Raw genomic sequence first — 19,814 nt, 5'->3', positions numbered from 1 at the left:
TGCAATCGCCCCATAAAAGGGGCGATTAAACGTCGATCAGAGAGGAAGTTTTACTGGCGTTAACTACATCTTCTGCTGGTGACGCACCGCACGGCGATGCCGCCAGACTTCGAAAATCCCAGGCAGTACCGAGAGCAGGATGATGGCAACGATCAAATAATGAATGTTATCTGTCACGCCCGGCAGGTTTCCAAAAAAATAGCCAGCATAAGAAAACAGCACTACCCAAAAAATGCCGCCGGTAAGGTTATACAACGAAAAATGGCGATAAGACATTTTACCCATTCCGGCAACAAAGGGGGCAAACGTCCGAACAATCGGAACAAAGCGCGCCAGAATAATGGTCTTACCACCGTGACGTTCATAAAACTGATGGGTCTTATCCAGATAACTGCGGCGAAAGATTTTTGAATTGGGCTTACGGAACAACCGCTCACCAAACAGGCGGCCAATCGTGTAATTCACCGCATCGCCGGCAATCGCTGCTACGCAAAGTAAAAAAACCATCAGATGAACGTCCAGTGCACTGCCCGGCACCGCCGCCAGGGCACCGGCGACAAACAACAGTGAATCCCCCGGTAAAATGGGCGTTACCACCAGCCCGGTTTCACAAAACAGAATCAGGAACAAAATGGCGTAAACCCAGACGCCATACTGCGTCACCAGGGCCTGCATATGGACATCAATGTGCAATATAAAATCTATTAACTGATGAATCAGCTCCATTCGTACATCCTTCTGACACTCTGACGTTAATCTTCGAGGAACAGTGGCCCCATCGGTGTATGGGGTAATGCAAATTGCTGAGGATAATCAACGGCAACAAGATAAAGCCCTTCGGCTCGTGCCGTCGCTGCCGCACGCGTGCGATCTTTAGCCACCAGCAACTCCGCCATCCAACCTTCATGCTGGTTACCACAGCCAATTTCCAGCAGGCTGCCAACGATATTGCGCACCATGTGATGCACAAACGCATTGGCTTTAATGTCAACCACGACATAGGCACCGTAGCGGCGCACATTGATAAAGATCAGATTACGCCAAGGCGTGCGTGACTGGCACTGTACCGCCCGGAAAGACGTAAAATCATTTTCCCCCAGCAGACATTGTGCAGCACAGTGCATTTTTTCTGCATCCAGTGGATGATAGAAATGCGTTACGCCACACCCGAGTACCGCCGGACGCAGCCTGTGGTTATAAATAATGTAGCGATAACGACGCGCAGTGGCGCTAAAGCGGGCATGGAAATCTTCACGCACCGGCTTCATCCAGCGTACAGCAATATCCGACGGCAAATTAGCATTCACGCCCAGCGTCCAGGCCCCATCGGTCCGCTGCGACAAGGTTTCGAAATGCACTACCTGTCCGGTACTATGCACCCCCGCATCAGTACGCCCGGCGCAAAAAACCGTTACCGGATGATTTGCCACCTTAGAAAGCGCTCGCTCAAGGTTGGCCTGCACGCTCGCCACTTCCTGCTGACGCTGCCAGCCATAATAATGGCTACCATCGTATTCCACGCCCAGCGCAATTTTATAGCCTGCCGACGCAGCGCTTTCACTATCCTCAGCGATCAATACAGATACTCCTGCACCAGCTTTTCTGCTGTCTTAACCGCCATCAGTGCGCCACCAAACAGCACATTGTCCGCCACCGTCCACATCTGCAACAGTTCCGGCATGCCATAATCGTTACGTATATTACCAATACTCAGCTTTGCATTGCCTGAGGCATCTGTTACCTGAGTCGGATAATCAGACTCTTCCGATAACGCCACCGCTTCCCTACGCTGCAAAAGCTCGCGCGCTTCCGAAGCAGAAAGCGGTCGCAGGCTTTCCAGATGAACAATTTGCGCGTTACCATAAAAAACGGGTGTTTGAACGGTGCTGGTTGCGATCGGCAAGCCTTCGTCCTGCAAAACCTTTCGTACCTGATCAACCACAATCCGCTCATAGCGCACGCTGCCCTCAGCATCCGGTGCCAACGGCAGCATATTAAATGCCAACTGGCGGCCAAAAAAATGCGCTTCCGCCGGTATGCCGTTCAGCAGGCGGGCGCTCTCACCTGCCAGCGAATCCAGCGCGGCTTTGCCATGCGCTGAGGCTGCAAGCAGGCTGGTCACCTGCAGGCGGTTCAATCCGGCCTCGTCAATCAGCGGCTTTATGGCGCTGAGTAACTGGCAGGTCAGGCTGTCCGCTACGCTGATAATATTACGATTGCGATAATCAGCCAGAACCTGTGGATTAACATCCGGCACCACCAGCGGAACATCAGGCTCCAGGGCAAAAAAGCCGCTACTGTCGATGACCAGGCATCCAGCCTCAGCCGCCTCTTCGGCATAGCGCGCTGAGGCTTCGCTACCGGCGACAAAAAAAGCCAGCTGGGCTTGTGACCAGTCAAACTCCTGTACATCACTAACCTGCAGCGTTCGCCCGCCAAAACGTACCGTTTCACCAGCACTACGATCGCTGGCAAGTAACCAGATCTCGCCCAACGGAAACTGACGTTCAGCAAGTTGCTCAATTAACGCTTTTCCTACGGCGCCTGTGGCACCTAACAGCGCTATATTCCAGCCGTCAGACATGGTAATAACTCCAGACAATAACGTAAAAACAGGAGATGGCAATGTTCCTCTCCTGTATGCAGACTTTTCCCGACACGACTGGCCGGTATGATTTAACGTGCAGCAGCGCTAAAGCCCAAGGCCCTGAGCTGCGAAGCAATGTGTTCATTATCGCACGTGACGTGCAGCGACGACCACTCGCGGCGCTCCAGATAGTTTTTACGCAACCGATCAAACTCACCGGGAACAGCCGCAACTTTGCGCAACGGCGCATCGTCGCGGCGCACATCATACACCAGATGGACCAGCCGTTTCAGCGCTGGCTGGTCAAGGGGACCATGTAACTCGATATTGGAGAAATCCGCGACCGGCAATAGCGAATCTAGCGCCACCGGATCAGGTTTACCAAGGAACTCACACCAAGCCTCATAAACCTGAGTCGTGCCGCGTGCCTTACCCTCAAGGGTATAGCCGGCAATATGCGCGGTGGCAATATCAGTCTGCGCCAGCAGCGCTATCGATAAATCTGGCTCTGGCTCCCAAACGTCAAGTACAACGCTGAGATCGTGGCGCTGTTGCAACACCCGTAGCAACGCCGCGTTATCAACCACTGGCCCACGGCAGGCATTAATCAAAATAGCGTCTGGCTTCAGCGCCCGCAAACGCGCTTCATCCATCAGATGCCAGGTGCAATAGGGTCCTTCTTTGTACAACGGGGTATGGAACGTCAAAATATCAGCGTCGTTAATCAGGCTATCGATATCCTGAAAACTTTCGCGATCACCGCGATCGGCCCTGGGGGGATCGCAAAGTAGCGAACGGACCCCCAATGCTTGTAAACGCTGCTGCAGGCGCATGCCGACATTACCAACGCCTACGATGCCGACAGTGCGATCGGTAAGCGCAAAGCCATCACGTTCGGCAAGCAGTAACAACGCGGAAAAAACGTATTCAACCACCGCCACCGCATTACAGCCGGGCGCCGAAGAAAATATGACGCCTTGCTGCGCCAGTGCCTGTTGATCAATATGATCGGTCCCCGCTGTCGCGGTGCCGACAAACTTAACCGGCGTTCCTGCCAGCAACGTCTGATTCACTTTAGTGACCGAACGCACCATCAGGCCGTCGGCATGCTTAAGCACGTCATGTGGAATCGAGCGTCCCGGAACTGCCGTAACCACCCCACTGCGGCTAAACAGCTCGCGGGCATAGGGCATATTTTCATCAACCAAAATTTTCACAGATTGCGTCCTGATGGCAGAGTACAGATGGCAGATGATGCCACAATTGCAAGAGCTAATTAACCTCGTAGTTGCTACTCAATCTTTTTGACGTCGGGATACGATACCTGCTGTAGAAACATGACAATGAGCGCTGATGCCCGATGAATGCCTTTTTTGCCCACGACCTGCAAGGATGAGGAGGAAGATACTCTTCGTGGGCATTAACGCGTTGGTAGCGAAAAAGGACTGTTGGCATCTCATCCCCCTTCGGTCATATGACGGTACCCTACTCAATCATTATCATGTTCAGCGTTGATGTTATCTGATTTTAATTATCTGAAGGTAACAAGAGAAGCTAGAATAAAGCCTAATCAACGATGTACCGGGTCAATAATGAATTTTCTCTTCCCTCTGCTGGCGGTTTTTATCTGGTCGATCAACGCCATTGTAAGCAAACTTTCCGCGACGGCTATCGATCCAGCCGCCATTTCGTTTTATCGCTGGCTGCTGGCATTTATTGCACTGACACCCACAGCGCTTCCCGGGGTCTGGCGACACCGCCACGAAATCCGGCGCGTATGGTGGAAACTGTTTATTCTCGGCCTGCTGGGCATGGTGCTCTATCAGAGCCTGGCCTATTACGCTGCCCACAGCGTCAGCGCGCTGTTTATGGGGATACTGAACGCGTTGATTCCACTGCTAACCGTGTTGCTAAGCATTTTCGTGCTGCGACTGGCACCCACGCGCGGTATCGTCATTGGTAGCATTATCTCCCTTGCGGGACTGATTTGGCTTGTCAGCGCCGGCGATCCACTGCGCTTACTGCAGCACGGGTTGGGTAAAGGCGAGCTGATGATGTTGATTGCCGCAGCCTCATATGCCTTATATGGCGTATTGACGAAACGCTGGTCTCTGGCACTGCCAAACTGGCAAAGTTTGTATATGCAAATTTTATTCGGCGTACTGCTACTGCTACCCGGTTTCCTGCTCACCCCCGATGTCAGCCTGAACGCCCACAATATTCCGCTGGTATTGTTTGCCGGTCTTGGCGCGTCGCTGATTGCGCCTTATCTCTGGATTCAGGGCGTTTTTCGCCTTGGTGCCAGCAATACGTCGCTGTTTATGAATCTGATGCCCATCATTACCGCGATTATCGCCGTCATGTTTCTGCACGAACAATTACACAGCTACCACGTTATCGGCGGAGGTATCACGCTGTTTGGCGTCTGGCTGGCGCAAACGTTAAAAACGCCCCTGCGCCGCCAAAAACTCCATTTAAAGCAAAATAACTCATCTCGTCGGCCCCCGTGGCAACGCTGAAATACTTTTAACGCTTCCCTCAGCGCCGCCTCTGTATATTGCCCGACGGGATTGTTATCATAGCTCCCACTTTTTATCCGGTGCGCCCCGGATACCACCCTATTTTCTAAGGATCCTGCCATGCAACCATTGAGTGGTCCTGGTGCGCCGTTACCTGGAAATCGCCCTCAGCTGGACGGGCAAACGGGCACGTCTCGCACCGATAGTCAGACCACGCCTGGCGATCAGCCGATGACGCCCGCTCAACGCACTTCACTGGAGCGTATGGTAGTAAAACTTCTGGCGATCAGCTCGCTAAAACCGGCTGAAGTCTGGGCAGGTATTCGTCATCAGGTTGGAGTGAAAAATGATAATGAGCTGCTGTCACGCCACTTTCCGGCGGCGGAGCAGTTTCTTAACGCTCGGTTAAGCGAAGCGCAAGTCAGTCACGGTACTCGCCAGTTAATGCAGCAGCTAACAGCAATGCTGCCGCAGGGCAACAACCGTCAGGCTGTCAGCGATTTTATCCGTCAGCAGTTCGGCCACACCGTGCTGAGCGCTCTGACGCCCAATCAGCTGCGTCAGGTACTGACCATGCTGCAAACCGGTCAGATGACCATTCCTCAGCCAAAACTGACCAGCCCGACTGACCGCTCTTTGCTTCCCGCCGAACATCAGGCACTGAATCAGCAAATAGCCCGGCTGTCTGCGACAACCGGCGAGTCTGCGGTCAAAATCTGGACCAGTATGCTGAAGATGGTCAATCTACAAAGCGGCGATCCGGTGCCCTCTCGTCTTTTTCCACTGCTGACGCAATATCTGCAAACCCATCAGACGCTCAGCCAGCACGGTATGCCGACGATCAACCTGCTGGTAGCATCGCTTAAACAACCGCCGACGCCGCAGGAGCATCGCCTGCTGGAAAATACCCTCACCCAACAATTTCAGCTGACGCCGCAGTCGGCGCTGAGCAACGCGCAGATGCAAATTCTGCTGGAGCTGCTATTCAGCCAACGGGCGGAACGTTTACGTGAGCAACACCAGGCTGACAGCGCCATTGCGCCACAGCCGATCGTTGCACCGATATGGGGCTTTCTTCCGAGTTTCATGCAGCCGGCAACTCAGCGGCCGCTACTTAGCCTCTTTATTGCCTTAGCCGTGATTGCCTTGCTTTTCTGGCTGCTATAACGTTGTTCAGTCTAGGTGACTGATGAACAAGCTGTGATATTACCGGCAGCGCTAATCCGGCGGTCAGATAGGTAAGAAATACGCCAAATGGGATGCATGCAAGATGTGCGTTTGACTGCCCTGGAGGGGTAAAAGTGGTTGATGACATCAGTCACAGACTCCTTATTATGAAGACGACGCCATTGTTTTAATGATGACTTACGCGAGACATATCCATGCTTCCGCCTCGCAGCCCTTAAGTGGATGTGGGGAGGTGGGCTAGCCTGAACGGCCTGTGTGGCACCCGACGTATCAGGAAATCCGAATAGTATCGGATTCGTTAAGATGGTAATGCACCCAATACAAACGGCATAAAACCGGCCCCTTGTGACGAAGGGAAAAAAAGGAGCGCCGCGGCGCTCCTGAGTCGATATTGTCTGTCGCAGTTAGCGCACTTTGCGCATCACCAGAGAAGCGTTAGTACCACCAAAGCCAAAACTGTTAGACATAACGGTAGTCAGCTCACGCTCTGTCGGTTTGGTGATAACGTTCATCCCTTTCGCCTGTTCATCGAGATCTTCGATATTGATGCTGGGGGCAATAAAACCGTGTTCCAGCATCAGCAGCGAGTAAATGGCTTCCTGCACGCCCGCAGCGCCCAAAGAGTGCCCGGTCATCGCTTTAGTGGCCGACAGTGCTGGCGTATTATCGCCAAAGACTTCGCGAATGGCACCAAGCTCTTTCACATCACCAACCGGCGTAGACGTTCCGTGGGTGTTCAAATAGTCAACCGGCGCATCCAGATCTTTCATCGCCATCTTCATACAGCGCACCGCACCTTCACCCGATGGTGCAACCATATCGGCACCGTCTGAAGTTGCGCCATAACCGACGATTTCCGCATAGATGTACGCACCGCGTGCCAGCGCGTGTTCCAGCTCTTCAACGACAACCATGCCGCCGCCGCCAGCGATAACAAAACCATCCCGTCCATTATCATAAGTGCGGGATGCCCTGGCCGGATCGTCGTTATACTTAGTTGAAAGTGCGCCCATCGCATCAAACTCGCAGGCCATTTCCCAACATAACTCTTCGCCACCACCGGCAAATACAATGTCCTGTTTACCCAGCTGGATCTGCTCAACCGCATTACCAATACAGTGCGCAGAAGTGGCGCAAGCAGAGCTGATTGAGTAGTTCACACCGTGAATTTTAAACGGTGTCGCAAGACAAGCTGATACCCCCGATGCCATCGATTTGGTGACCACATAAGGGCCAACGGCCTTAAGGCCGCGCGAACTGCGCATCGCATCGGCACCAAAAACCTGAAACTTAGGTGAACCACCACCGGAACCGGCAATCAAACCAACGCGCGGATTGTTCTGATACTGCTCATCAGTCAGACCGGAATCCTCAATAGCCTGCTGCATGGACAGATAAGCATAAACTGAGGCATCACTCATAAAGCGCACGATCTTACGATCGATAAGGCCTGTAGTATCGAGTTTAACATTGCCCCAAACGTGACTACGCATACCGGAGTCTTTCAGCTCCTGAGAGAAAGTAATACCTGAGCGCCCTTCACGCAGGGAAGCCAGTACTTCCTCCTGGTTATTACCGATGCTGGAAACGATACCCAGGCCAGTAATTACTGCACGTTTCATTCAATACCTCATCCGACACTAGTTAGTTTCAGTGACGCACTCTAGCGTACAGTTGTACGCTGAACAAGTCCGATCTGCTGTTATTATGTAAATTTGCACGCGTCAGTACACACAGATAAAATTGCGCCAGTACCTGACAACAGAGTCAACGATGTGAATAACCTTTCTGTCGAACAGGCTTCTCTTAGCTGGAATGAACAGGGTACACCTGTTTCCCGAGCTTTCGACGACGTCTATTTCTCCAATCAAAACGGTCTTGAAGAAACACGCCATGTGTTTCTCGGGGGAAATCAGCTGCCTGTACGTTTCTCCAGCCATCCTCATCCACTGTTTACTGTTGCCGAAACTGGTTTTGGCACAGGCCTGAATTTCCTTGCCCTTTGCCAGTCGTTTACTGATTTTACGCGGCATAATCCTCAGGCCAGGTTAAAACGTCTGCATTTTATTAGCTGTGAGAAATTTCCATTAACCGCAGCAGATATGGCTCAGGCACATCAGGCTTGGCCGGAGTTAGCCCTCTGGAGCAAAGCACTGATCGGTCAGTGGCCTCAGGCTTTACCCGGTTGTCATCGCCTGTTGCTGGATGACGGTCGCATAACGCTTGATCTCTGGTATGGCGATATTAACCAGCTAATTGATACTTTTGATGACAGCCTGCAGCATCAGATTGATGCCTGGTTTCTCGACGGCTTTGCACCGGCTAAAAATCCCGATATGTGGACCCCAGCGCTGTTCGATTGCATGGCACGCATGGGGCGGGAGGGCGCTACTCTGGCAACGTTCACCGCCGCCGGTTTCGTCAGACGCGGCTTACAGCAAGCAGGGTTTGTCATAGAAAAACGCAAGGGTTTTGGCCGTAAACGGGAAATGCTATGTGGCACCCTCAGCCAGCTACGCGCGCCGCAACAACGTACCCCCTGGTATCGGCGCCCTGCTGGCCACGACGGTGATATTGCTATTATTGGCGGGGGCATAGCCAGTGCCCTTCTGGCGCTGGCGCTGCTGCGCCGGGGGCGTCGCGTCATATTGTACAGCGACGCCAGCGCACCGGCAGAAGGCGCATCCGGCAACCGTCAGGGCGCACTTTATCCACTGCTTAACCCGCAGGACGCGGCGCTAAAGCGTTTTTTTCCTACCGCCTTTACCTTCGCCCGCCGCTGTTTTGACACACTGGATTTTTCCTTTGAACATCAGTGGTGCGGCGTAACGCAGCTCGGCTGGGATGAAAAAAGCCAGCGTAAAATCGATAAAATGCTGGAAATGACGATGCCTGCAGCACTGGCTCACCCGATAAGCGCCGGGCAGGTAAACAGCCTCGCCACCCTGACAATCGGCTGTGGTGGGATTCATTATCCGGCGGGCGGCTGGCTTTGTCCGGCCGAAATGACCCGTGGATTAATCCATAGCGCCCAAAAAAAGGGTCTGTCCGTACTCTGGCAACATCGCCTTATCCACCTTGAGAATGAACATGAGAGCTGGCTGCTACATTTCTCTGATGGCCGCAAGGCGCAGCACGCTAATCTGGTACTGGCTAACGGTGCCGGTCTTAACCAGCTAGCTCAAAGTGAAATGCTGCCGGTCTATCCCGTTGCCGGGCAGGTCAGCCACGTACCGACTAACAAACAGCTTAAATCCCTGACGCATGTGCTTTGTTACGATGGCTATCTGACGCCGGTCAGTCCGAAGCACCAGCAGCATTGTATCGGCGCCAGCTATCACCGTGGCAGCATGCAAACTGAATACAGTGCTGACGACCAGACGAACAATATCGCACGGCTGCAGAAATGCCTGCCACAAGCTGCATGGACGCAGACTATCGACGCCAGTGCTGGCGAAGCCCGCTGCGGCGTGCGCTGCGCTACCCGCGATCATCTTCCCATGTTGGGCGCACTGCCGGATTATGCACGCACGCTACAGCTTTACGCTAATCTGGCGCAGATGGAAATACCGCGCCAGGCTGCGCCGGCGCCCTGGCACACCGGCGCTTTCGTGCTGGGCGCATTAGGGTCAAGAGGTCTGTGCAGTGGGCCGCTGGCAGCCGAAATTCTTGCAGCGCAAATCTGCGGTGAGCCAATGCCGCTCGACGCACAAACGCTGGCAGCACTCAACCCGAACCGTTACTGGCTGCGCAAATTACTTAAAGGTAAGCCGGTCGTCCACAGCTGACAGTGAGGCTCTGCACTGCAGGGGATCAAAATCCGCTCAGAGTAAAACGCTGCGATGCCGAAAACACTGCCGCCGCAGAGCCTCCCCCAGACAGAAATGTGATCATCAGGCGATCTGACACGCCTGGGCAAATAAATTGTCCCACATTCCGATAACTAATGCCTGATCGCGTGGTGAAAGCTCACCGGCATGGATTGCTTTTTGCAGGCTATCTTTCACCTGAATCTCTAGCGCTTCCGGGGTGTGATCGCCTGAGTGTTCAAGCTCTGAGACCGCCAGGGTCAAATGACCTCGCAGATAACCGCTGGCAAAAAGTTCATCTTCGCTGGCATGCTCAACCATATCATCAATCAGAGCCAGAATACGCGCCTCAAATTCATCAATCATGACCTGTCCTTAATTCAGTTCTTCACGCCCGGCTCAACACAAATCTTCCGGCCAGGGAAACTGCGCCGCCGTCAGCGGGGGGGTATTGTAATATGCATGAAGCGCAGCAATAAAGCGCGCCGGACGCGCCGGTATCCCTTTTTCCAGATAATTCACTACTTGCTGATGAACCTTGCGCTGAAAGGCAATACGGTCTGGTTCACATTCACCGTCGAGGTTGTCACAGCTGACGTTAAAAGGAAAACCAGCAGCAACGCAAAATAACCATTCCAGCGCCTGCGGTTTGATCTCAACCACTTCAAACGCGCGCTGCGTTTCGGCATTACGCCCGTCCGGACAGTACCAGTAGCCAAAATCTACCTGCTTGCGACGCGCCTCCCCGGCGATACACCAGTGAGAGATTTCATGCAGTGCGCTGGCATAAAAACCGTGGGCGAAAACCACCCGATGCCAGGCAGAGGTTTCATCCGAAGGTAAATAAATCGGCTCATCGTCGCCCTTAATGAGGCGGGTTTGATAATCTTCCTGAAAGCAGCTGTCAAAAATCGTAATCAACTGTTGGTAATGATGGTTGGTTTGCATCTGTGTAATCTCAAAATCACCCATCGCCGAAGTCTGGCGCATCATGTCGGGCATAATAAACGTTCTTTTAATTGAACAGGCGATGTAAAAAAATCGCCACCACACCGCCGTGGCTGTCATAAAGCAGCTTGGCACTCATCAGCGCGGAGACGACAACGACCAGGGGTCTGATCAGCGACTGGCCCTTACTCAACACCATGCTGGCACCCAGTCGCGCGCCAATCGCCTGACCAATCAGCATTACCAGGCCTACGCCCCACACCACCTTGCCGCCCAACATAAACAGCAGCAGCCCACCAACGTTGGAGGTAAAATTAAGCACCTTCGCATGGGCGGTAGCTTTTGCCAGGTTAAAGCCTGCCAGCGTAACAAAAGCCAGGGCGTAGAATGAACCGGCGCCCGGGCCGAAAAAACCGTCATAAAAGCCGACGCAGCCTCCGGCAACCAGCGCGAAAGGCAATCCGGAAAGTCGGTGTTGACGATCTTCGCTGCCAATGCGCGGCATCAGCAGGAAGTAAAAACCAATACCCATGACCAATAACGGCAAGATCTGACGCAATATCGCTGAATCGACGCGCTGCACCAGCAAAGCACCAGAAACCGAACCTATCAGCGTGAGTAAAATATTGCGTTTTTGCGTCGCAAGGTTAACAACGCCGCTACGCACAAAATAGAGGCTGGCGGAAAAAGAGCCGCCTACTGCCTGTAACTTGTTAGTCGCCAGCGATTGAGCGGGCGACAAACCCGCACTCAGCAACGCAGGAATGGTTATCAGCCCGCCGCCGCCAGCGATCGAGTCAATAAACCCGGCCACTATCGCGACGGCAAACAACCCTGCCAGTACGGCAGGCCCGACAATGAACCATTCCATTTGCGCTATTTATCCTTACAAAAGATGTTTATCCAGCAGGGCCTGACATGAGGGTGGTAACAGCGGCGGCTGGCGTTTAACCGGCTTAGCCGTCGCGGCTTTCGCGGGAGCAAACCAGCTATCAAGCTCGGCACCACAGCCATCTCCCGCTGGCGGCGGCAGCTGTTTCTGACATTCGGGGCTGCCCGCCGGACAACGTAAACGAACGTGCATATGAGCGCGATGGCCAAACCACGGACGAACCTTATGCAGCCAATCGCGATTTGCGCCTGCTTCGGCGCACAGCTGCTTTTTGATTGCGGGTGCCACAAAGATACGCGTCACCTCACTATCTTCTGCCGCGAGCTTTACCAGACGGCCTATCTGCGGCTGCCAGTTACGATTAACCGCACGACCATCGGCACTGATCAAATCGAGCGGCTGCGGCGTTAATAACATCGCTTCACTCCAGCGGGACTCTGGCAGCTGTAGCCAGATATCAACGTCCAGCCCGCTCTGATGACTGGCATGACCGCTGCTGAAACGCCCTCCTGCCGCCATGCCCATATCACCGATCAACACCTCGCCCAGCCGTGATCGTTTCACCTGATTGCTCAGCCGCTGAATAAACCTGATCAGCGTGGGATGACCAAAATAACGTCGCTGATCCTGACGCATAACCTGATAACTGTCGGACTGGAGGGGCAGCGGTTGAGCGCCAATGATACAACCATTAGCAAATGCCCCGATCGACTGAGCTGGCCCGCTGACTGGCTGACGAATATTTTGCCAGGGCGCCGCCGCCAGCAGCGGAGTGCTGAAAATCATTGCCGAGAGAACCAACAGCGCTTTTTTCATCCGATTACCAACGCGGCACCGACGAATTGACGTCGGCATTCTGCCCCCGGTGACGCAGCAGATGATCCATCAACACGATCGCCATCATCGCTTCGGCGATCGGCACGGCACGAATGCCTACGCAGGGATCGTGACGGCCTTTGGTAATCATCTCGACCTCATCACCGGTGCGGCTAATCGTTTTACCCGGCACGGTAATGCTGGAGGTCGGCTTCATTGCCAGATGGGCGATAACCGGCTGCCCGCTGCTAATACCACCAAGAATGCCGCCAGCATGATTACTCTGAAAACCGTTGACGCGGATCTCATCACGATGCTGGCTGCCACGCTGGCCGATAACGGCAAAACCATCGCCAATCTCAACGCCCTTCACGGCATTAATACTCATCAACGCATGAGCCAGATCGGCATCGAGGCGATCAAACACCGGTTCACCCAAGCCCGGCGGCACGTTCTCCGCCATCACCGTGACCTTTGCGCCGATCGAATCACCGTCTTTTTTTAGTGCGCGCATCAGCTGATCCAGCGCCTCAAGTTTATCTGGGTCGGGGCAGAAAAATGGATTCCGCTCAACCAACTGCCAGTCTTTCAGCTCACAGGCGACGTCACCGATCTGCGCCAGATAGCCGCGTACCTGAACACCAAAACGCATTGCCAGATATTTCTTGGCGATGGCCCCCGCCGCAACACGCATCGCTGTTTCACGCGCCGACGAACGCCCGCCCCCGCGATAATCGCGCAGACCGTATTTCTGTTCATACGTATAATCAGCGTGCCCGGGACGAAACACATCCTTAATCGCACTGTAATCTTGCGAACGCTGATCGGTGTTTTCAATCAGCAGACCAATGCTGGTTCCCGTGGTCACACCGTCAAAAACGCCGGAAAGAATTTTGACCCGATCGTCTTCCCGCCGCTGCGTGGTATAACGTGAAGTGCCCGGACGACGCCGGTCCAAATCTCGTTGCAGATCATCTTCGCTCAAAGGGATACCAGGCGGAACACCGTCCACAATGGCACCGAGCGCTAAGCCATGCGACTCACCAAAAGTGGTGACACGAAACAGTTGCCCTAATGTATTACCAGCCATTCAAGCCTCAATTATTTTGATTACGCTCTAAATGCAGCAAAATGATGCTGCGCCGCAACGATTTGATCGCGCGTAAGCATGAACACGCCGTCACCACCCTTTTCAAATTCCAGCCAGCGGAAGGGAATATCGGGATAGTTATCAATCAAATGCACCATGCTGTTACCTACTTCGCAAATCAGCACACCCTGTGCACTGAGATAATCTGGTGCATTCGCCAGGATACGCTTCACTAAATCCAGCCCATCGTGTCCGGCTGCCAGCCCTATTTCTGGCTCATGGCGGTACTCATCGGGTAGATCATCCATATCCTCAGCATCCACGTAAGGCGGGTTGCTGACGATTAAATCGTAGGGAACTGGCGTCAGCGAGCGAAACAAATCGGAACATATTGGCGTCACCTGATGCTGTAATCCGTGTTGATGAATATTCAGCTCAGCAACCGCCAATGCGTCGGATGAAAGGTCGACAGCATCCACCTGCGCCTGGGGAAAGGCGTAGGCGCAGGCTATGGCGATACAGCCACTGCCGGTACACATATCAAGAATATGTGCAGGAAAATTGGGGATCAGGCTGGCAAAATTCTGCCCGATCAACTCGCCAATCGGCGAACGAGGCACCAGAACCCGTTCATCAACGTAAAACTCATGGCCACAAAACCAGGCCTTATTAGTCAAATAGGCAACCGGTATATACTCTTTTACCCGGCGGATGATACGCTCAACGATCTGCTGACGCTCACTGAAGGTGAGACGCGAGCCATACATGTCCTCCGGAATATCGACGGGCAAATGAAGCGTCGGTAACACCAGCTGTACTGCTTCATCCCAGGGATTATCCGTACCGTGACCGTACCAGAGACCAGCTGCGGAAAAACGGCTGACGGCCCAGCGCAACATATCCTGAATGGTATGCAGTTCGCTTACTGCTTCTTCGACAAAAATTTTGTCCACATAGCCCTCCACAGGCCGGTCAATCAAGCTTTACATTAGTTTGCCATGAAGAAATCGCTATTTCACCGCATCTGAATTAAAAAGCTGATATTTGTTGAACCGGAATGCGCTTTTTACCGGTAGAATTATGTTTGTCACCCCCAGTCGGCCATAGCGAACGACAAGCATTAAAGGCAAAATACAGACAACAATGAGCAAAAAACATCCTCTGAGCGCCGAAGATCGGGCTTTGTTTAACGAGCTTGTGCGTGGCACGACCAGGCTGAAACAGGACATTGTTCAGCACCAGCCGGTACCTAAAATAAGCAAAGTGCTTTCGACAAAGCGCTTGTTATCAGAGCAGATTGATGCCAGTCACTACTTTTCCGATGAATTTCAGCCTCTGCTGGCATCGGAGGGACCGGTACGCTACGTTCGCACTGACGTTGATGCCTATGAGTTGAAAAAACTGCGTCGCGGCGACTACTCGCCGGAGATATTTCTTGATTTACACGGGCTGACTCAGCGGCAGGCTAAACAGGAACTGGGGGCGCTGATTGCGGCCTGTCGGCGTGAACATTTGTTCTGCGCAAGTATTATGCACGGTCACGGCAAGCATATTCTTAAGCAGCAAACACCGCTCTGGCTGGCACAGCATCCTGATGTGCGCGCCTTTCATCAGGCACCCAAGATATTCGGCGGCGATGCCGCACTCCTGGTACTTATCGAGCTTGAAGAGTGGCACCCCCCTTCACTGCTGTGAATTATCAAGCAAAACGCCAGCGTGTTATCGCCGACGCAGAGAGAGGGTTTAAATGGCCTTTGCCAGTTTGGCCGGACTGACCTGCCACAGCAGTTTGCCCTGCGCACTGTCAGCATCATAATCGATGCAGGCAATCGCTGATGTCGCAAACATAGGTGGCGCTTCCTGCGGGCAAAGTTCTGAAACCAGATAGCCCACTAAAGGCAGATGAGAAATAATCATTACTGATTTTACCCCCTCAGCTGCCAGCGACTGCAGGTAGCACGCCACCAGAGCCGGATCGCCACCCGGCGTCAGCTCAGGTAGCGCCTCCTTTCCCTTCGGTAGAGGTAAGATTTCACACACCGCCTGCTGAGTTTGTTCAGCTCGCAGATAAGGACTAACCAGAACCCGTTCGATGTCCACATTCTGATTTTTCAGCCAGATAGCCATCTGGCGAGATTCGTCACAGCCGCAATGCGTGAGAGGCCTGACGGAATCACTCGCCGCATCTAACGCCGCATCACCATGACGCATGATAAAAACTTGCATATTGCACCGCTGTTGTTAAACAAAAACGCTGGTCAAAGGTTTCATCGCCAGCCCTTCATTTTACAAATGAACGTTGTGTTGTACCTTATCGCCTTCACCATAGTCAACAAGTCGCTCATTTATTAAACGCTTATACCCCGCCTGAGAGAGAACATCAGCAGGGGACAGCTTGCTAACCCGCTGAAGATGAATGGGTATTATCTTGCGAGTCAATTTTGTAAAATTTTTCGTCATCACTATACATCCCCTGTAGACGTTGACAGGGAGTGAATCGCGCACCGTGCTGTTGCGATAACGAGGTTAGAATATTGACAATGCGTGCAATTCCATACTGCTCCATGTAACGGAAAGGCCCACCGAGAAAGGGTGGAAAACCGATACCCAAAATAGCGCCAATATCACCATCCCGGGGGCTTTTAATTACGCCTTCGTCCAGCGCACGGGCGGCTTCATTGAGCATCATCATCAGACAACGTTCAGCTATCTGCTGCGGTGTCTGGCGCGCGCCGGGGGTTACCTGCAGCAGCTTATAGATCTGTTTATCAATTTTTCTCTTTCTCCCGCCACCAGCCGGATAAAGATAAAATCCGCGCTTGCTCTTTTTTCCTTTACGACCATCAGCCAGAACCCGTTCAAAGACAGAGGGTACAGCAAAACGCTCACCGAAAGCCTCAGCCATGATGGGTAAAATTTTGCTGCCGACATCAATGCCAACCTCATCCAGTAGTTGAAACGGGCCAACCGGAAAACCAAATTTCACCAGCGCCTTATCTACCCGGTCAATAGCTTCGCCTTCGAGTACGCATTGCAGCGCTTCGTTTATATAGGGCGCCAGAATTCGATTAACGTAAAAACCGGCGCTGTCAGCAACGACTATCGGGGTTTTGCCCATTTTGCGAGCCAGCGCAACACTCCTGGTGATGGTCTGCTGCGCGGTCTCAGCGTGAGGGATTATCTCCACCAGCGGCATCTTGTCGACCGGGCTGAAAAAGTGCAGTCCGATAACCTGCTGTGGACGCATTGCGTGCGCCGCGATGGCACCTATCGATAATGACGACGTATTTGAGGCGAAAATCGTTTGCTCATCACAGTTATTTTCAATATCACTGACCATCTGCTGCTTAAGCGTCAGATCTTCAAACACCGCTTCAATGACCAGATCAAGCCCGCCAAATCCCCGATAATCAGTACCACCGGAGATCAGTGCCATCTGCTGATTACGCTGCGCCGGGGTAATGTGGCGCCGTTTTACTTTACGGCCCAGCAAATCCCAACTGTATTTCAGCGCGTGGTTGATTCCTTTAGTATTGATATCTTTGATTCGCACCGGCAGCCCCGCTTTAGTGGCCGCTACGCTGGCAATACCGCCACCCATCAGTCCGCCGCCAAGCACACCGAGTTTGTCGGACGACCTCGTGTTTTCATCGTGTGACTGCTCGCGCTTCATTTCACTGATGGCAAAAAAAATGTGACGCAGTGAGCCTGATTCCGGAGTCATGACCAGTTCGCCGAACGCGCGAGCTTCAGCGATATACCCACTGCGATTTTTTTGCTCCAGCCCAGTTTTTACCACCGTGAGTATGCGTTCAATAGCCGGATAATTTCCCTGTGCCTTCGCTTGTGCTTTTTTACCTGCAAGGCTGAACAGAAACTGTCGGCCCAGCGGGGTGTTCAGCAGGCGCTCACTGAGCGGCCAGGGCTGACGTTTGAGCACACCTTGCAGCACCATTTTTACGGCACTCTCCAGTAAAATACTTTCAGCCACCACGTCATCGACCAGCCCTATCCTCAACGCCTGATGTGGGCGTAACGCTCTACCGGTGAGGATCATATCCAGCGCTCGCGACGGACCAATAAGCTGCGGCAAACGCTGGGTACCACCTGATCCGGGTAATAGCCCCAGCTGAACCTCCGGCAGGCCGAGGCGGGTTTTTTCGTGTGTCGTGCATATACGTTTGTCGCAGGCCAGTGCCAGTTCAAGCCCGCCGCCAAGACAGGCTCCGTTTATCGCCGCCACCACCGGAAAGGGCAAATCAGCCAGCTCCTGCATGACACGCTGTCCCTGTTCTGATAACGCCTGTGCTTGCTGCGCCGTCTGGCAACCAGCAATCATGTTAATATCGGCACCGGCAATAAAAGAATCACGCTTGCCAGAGATCAAAATAATACCCGCAAGCTGACGATGACTGCGCGCTTCGCGAATGACCGCTTGTAGCTCTGAGGCAAACTGCGCCTTCAGGGTATTCATTTTATCGCCGGGGACATCAATAGTAACAACCGCGACGTGGTCCAGACGATAATTGAGGTTAAAAGCCAGAGGGATCGTCATTTAATAGCTCTCCAGTACCATCGCCGCACCCAGGCCACCAGCCGCACAGGCGGTAACCAGCGCCAGACCACCCCCCCGGCGCTGCAATTCGCGTAACGTCTGAGTGATCATTCTGGCACCTGTGGCAGCAAAAGGATGACCATAAGCAATCGAACCACCTAATACGTTGAACTGCTCCTCGTTGACCTCACCCAGTGCATGTGACCGGTTAAGCATTTCACGGGCAAAGCGTTCATCGGCAAAAAGCTTCATATTAGCCAGAGTCTGGGCGGCGAAAGCTTCATGCATATCGATCAGCGACAAGTCACTGAGCGTCACACCCGCACGATCGAGCGCCAGCGGTGAGGCGTATGTTGGCCCCAGCAGCATATCCTGCCAGACATCAATCGCGCTAAAGGCATAGCTCCTGAGATAGCCAAGCGGCGTGATACCCAACTCCCTGGCTCGCCGTTCTGTCATCAGCATTACCGCAGCCGCGCCATCGGTCAGCGGCGTACTGTTCGCCGCGGTAACGCTGCCGTGTTTACGATCAAATGCCGGACGCAGGCGGCTGTAACTCTCCCACGTGGAGTTGTGACGGATATTATTATCCTGCTCAGTCGCCTGACGAAACGGTACGGTATAGGCCGTCATCACTTCATCATTGAGAAGCCCCTGTTGCCAGGCTCGTGCGGCTCGCTGGTGGGAGCGATGTGCAAAGCTATCCTGGGCTTCACGCGTAATGCCGTGCGTTTTAGCCATCTGTTCTGCGGTATCGCCCATGCGCAGACCGGTGGAATATTCAGTGACTGCCGGCGCTACCAGCAGCAGGTCGCGTGGACGCAGCCGTCTGAGTAATGACAGTTTTTTTCCTGGTGAGCGGGCTTTATTGAGATCAACCAGCAGACATGCCAACTTTTTACTGACACCAATCGGTAACACAGAACTGGAATCAGCACCACCAGCTATACCTATCTGCGCCGTTCCTGCCAATAACCTTTCCGCAACGTTTGCGACCGCCTGTAAGCTAGTCGCGCAGGCGCGACTGACGCTATAGGCATCGGTATGAACGCTCATTCCGCTGCCCAATACTATCTCACGAGCGATATTGGGTGCCTCTGGCGTCGGCACAACCTGTCCAAAGACCAGCAGGTCAATCAGCTCTGATGGTAATTCGCTGCGAAAAAGCAGCTCGCTTACCACCATTTTTCCAAGCTCTACCGCCGGAATACCGTGGAAAGCCGTCGCCTGTCGCACAAAAGGAGTACGAAGTCCATGCGTAATGACAATCCGTTCTCCCGGTCGTGAGAAACGCGGCTGATGGCTCATCTTTTCACCTGTTACGAATAAAAGACCGACGGCATGCTCGCCTTAGTGGTCAGACCTGATCCTAAGTTTTATCGATAAAGGGGAATTAAGCCAAGCAACAGG

Annotated in this window: 18 protein-coding genes; 4 read left to right on the top strand and 14 right to left on the bottom strand. The window is 53.3% G+C overall.

Annotated features, from left to right (window positions below):
* Positions 1-63: 63 nt before the first annotated feature.
* The 4 genes from BM191_RS09135 to pdxB form a co-directional block, all read right to left on the bottom strand.
* Complete coding sequence (locus tag BM191_RS09135) at positions 64-726, bottom strand: DedA family protein (protein WP_092877391.1); 663 nt, start codon at positions 724-726, stop codon at positions 64-66.
* Between the two features lie 26 nt (positions 727-752).
* Positions 753-1,574 carry a tRNA pseudouridine(38-40) synthase TruA gene (truA, locus tag BM191_RS09130; RefSeq protein ID WP_092877639.1) on the bottom strand — a complete coding sequence of 274 codons (822 nt, stop codon included), beginning with the start codon at positions 1,572-1,574 and terminating at the stop codon, positions 753-755.
* A complete protein-coding gene (locus BM191_RS09125; protein ID WP_092877389.1) occupies positions 1,574-2,584 on the bottom strand; it encodes an aspartate-semialdehyde dehydrogenase in 1,011 nt (336 codons plus the stop codon). The genes truA and BM191_RS09125 overlap by 1 nt, the downstream gene beginning before the upstream one ends.
* 92 nt (positions 2,585-2,676) lie before the next feature.
* Positions 2,677-3,804: a 4-phosphoerythronate dehydrogenase PdxB gene (gene pdxB, locus BM191_RS09120; RefSeq protein WP_092877387.1), complete on the bottom strand. Its 1,128-nt coding sequence runs from the start codon at positions 3,802-3,804 to the stop codon at positions 2,677-2,679.
* Positions 3,805-4,179: 375 nt separating this feature from the next.
* Here pdxB and BM191_RS09115 point away from each other — a divergent pair, with 375 nt between their 5' ends.
* The gene (locus tag BM191_RS09115; protein WP_092877385.1) at positions 4,180-5,106 is read left to right on the top strand and encodes a DMT family transporter; all 927 of its coding nucleotides are present in this window, start codon (positions 4,180-4,182) and stop codon (positions 5,104-5,106) included.
* A 120-nt stretch (positions 5,107-5,226) separates the two neighbouring features.
* Positions 5,227-6,273 carry a flagella biosynthesis regulator Flk gene (gene flk / locus BM191_RS09110; RefSeq protein WP_092877383.1) on the top strand — a complete coding sequence of 349 codons (1,047 nt, stop codon included), beginning with the start codon at positions 5,227-5,229 and terminating at the stop codon, positions 6,271-6,273.
* Positions 6,274-6,698: 425 nt separating this feature from the next.
* Here flk and fabB read toward each other — a convergent pair whose 3' ends face one another.
* Positions 6,699-7,916, bottom strand: coding sequence for a beta-ketoacyl-ACP synthase I (gene fabB / locus BM191_RS09100; RefSeq protein WP_092877379.1), 1,218 nt, complete (start codon positions 7,914-7,916; stop codon positions 6,699-6,701).
* A gap of 153 nt (positions 7,917-8,069) precedes the next feature.
* Here fabB and mnmC point away from each other — a divergent pair, with 153 nt between their 5' ends.
* A complete protein-coding gene (mnmC, locus tag BM191_RS09095) occupies positions 8,070-10,082 on the top strand; it encodes a bifunctional tRNA (5-methylaminomethyl-2-thiouridine)(34)-methyltransferase MnmD/FAD-dependent 5-carboxymethylaminomethyl-2-thiouridine(34) oxidoreductase MnmC (protein WP_092877377.1) in 2,013 nt (670 codons plus the stop codon).
* A gap of 105 nt (positions 10,083-10,187) precedes the next feature.
* On the opposite strand, the gene BM191_RS09090 is transcribed toward mnmC, so the two are convergent.
* From BM191_RS09090 to prmB, 6 genes are all read right to left on the bottom strand, one after another.
* The gene (locus tag BM191_RS09090) at positions 10,188-10,469 is read right to left on the bottom strand and encodes a YfcL family protein (protein ID WP_092877375.1); all 282 of its coding nucleotides are present in this window, start codon (positions 10,467-10,469) and stop codon (positions 10,188-10,190) included.
* 33 nt (positions 10,470-10,502) lie between these two features.
* On the bottom strand, positions 10,503-11,051 hold the full coding sequence (locus BM191_RS09085; protein WP_092877636.1) for an elongation factor P hydroxylase: 549 nt from the start codon (positions 11,049-11,051) through the stop codon (positions 10,503-10,505).
* Positions 11,052-11,118: 67 nt separating this feature from the next.
* Positions 11,119-11,922, bottom strand: coding sequence for a TSUP family transporter (locus tag BM191_RS09080; RefSeq protein WP_092877373.1), 804 nt, complete (start codon positions 11,920-11,922; stop codon positions 11,119-11,121).
* A gap of 15 nt (positions 11,923-11,937) precedes the next feature.
* Positions 11,938-12,759 carry a penicillin-insensitive murein endopeptidase gene (gene mepA / locus BM191_RS09075; RefSeq protein ID WP_092877633.1) on the bottom strand — a complete coding sequence of 274 codons (822 nt, stop codon included), beginning with the start codon at positions 12,757-12,759 and terminating at the stop codon, positions 11,938-11,940.
* Positions 12,760-12,763: 4 nt separating this feature from the next.
* Positions 12,764-13,849, bottom strand: a complete 1,086-nt coding sequence (aroC, locus tag BM191_RS09070) for a chorismate synthase (protein ID WP_092877371.1) — start codon at positions 13,847-13,849, stop codon at positions 12,764-12,766.
* Positions 13,850-13,869: 20 nt separating this feature from the next.
* Complete coding sequence (gene prmB / locus BM191_RS09065) at positions 13,870-14,802, bottom strand: 50S ribosomal protein L3 N(5)-glutamine methyltransferase (RefSeq protein WP_092877369.1); 933 nt, start codon at positions 14,800-14,802, stop codon at positions 13,870-13,872.
* Between the two features lie 190 nt (positions 14,803-14,992).
* On the opposite strand from prmB, the gene smrB reads away from it, so the two are divergent.
* On the top strand, positions 14,993-15,544 hold the full coding sequence (gene smrB / locus BM191_RS09060) for an endonuclease SmrB (protein WP_092877367.1): 552 nt from the start codon (positions 14,993-14,995) through the stop codon (positions 15,542-15,544).
* Between the two features lie 48 nt (positions 15,545-15,592).
* Here smrB and sixA read toward each other — a convergent pair whose 3' ends face one another.
* From sixA to fadI, 3 genes are all read right to left on the bottom strand, one after another.
* A complete protein-coding gene (sixA, locus tag BM191_RS09055; RefSeq protein ID WP_092877366.1) occupies positions 15,593-16,075 on the bottom strand; it encodes a phosphohistidine phosphatase SixA in 483 nt (160 codons plus the stop codon).
* Between the two features lie 172 nt (positions 16,076-16,247).
* Positions 16,248-18,404 (bottom strand): fatty acid oxidation complex subunit alpha FadJ, encoded by a 2,157-nt coding sequence (fadJ, locus tag BM191_RS09050; protein ID WP_092877364.1) that lies wholly within the window; start codon positions 18,402-18,404, stop codon positions 16,248-16,250.
* Positions 18,405-19,712 carry an acetyl-CoA C-acyltransferase FadI gene (gene fadI, locus BM191_RS09045; protein ID WP_092877362.1) on the bottom strand — a complete coding sequence of 436 codons (1,308 nt, stop codon included), beginning with the start codon at positions 19,710-19,712 and terminating at the stop codon, positions 18,405-18,407.
* Between the last annotated feature and the right edge of the window lie 102 nt (positions 19,713-19,814).

The sequence above is a fragment of the Izhakiella capsodis genome, from assembly GCF_900115045.1.
GTDB lineage: Bacteria > Pseudomonadota > Gammaproteobacteria > Enterobacterales > Enterobacteriaceae > Izhakiella > Izhakiella capsodis.
This window is presented reverse-complemented; position numbering and strand designations above follow the sequence as displayed.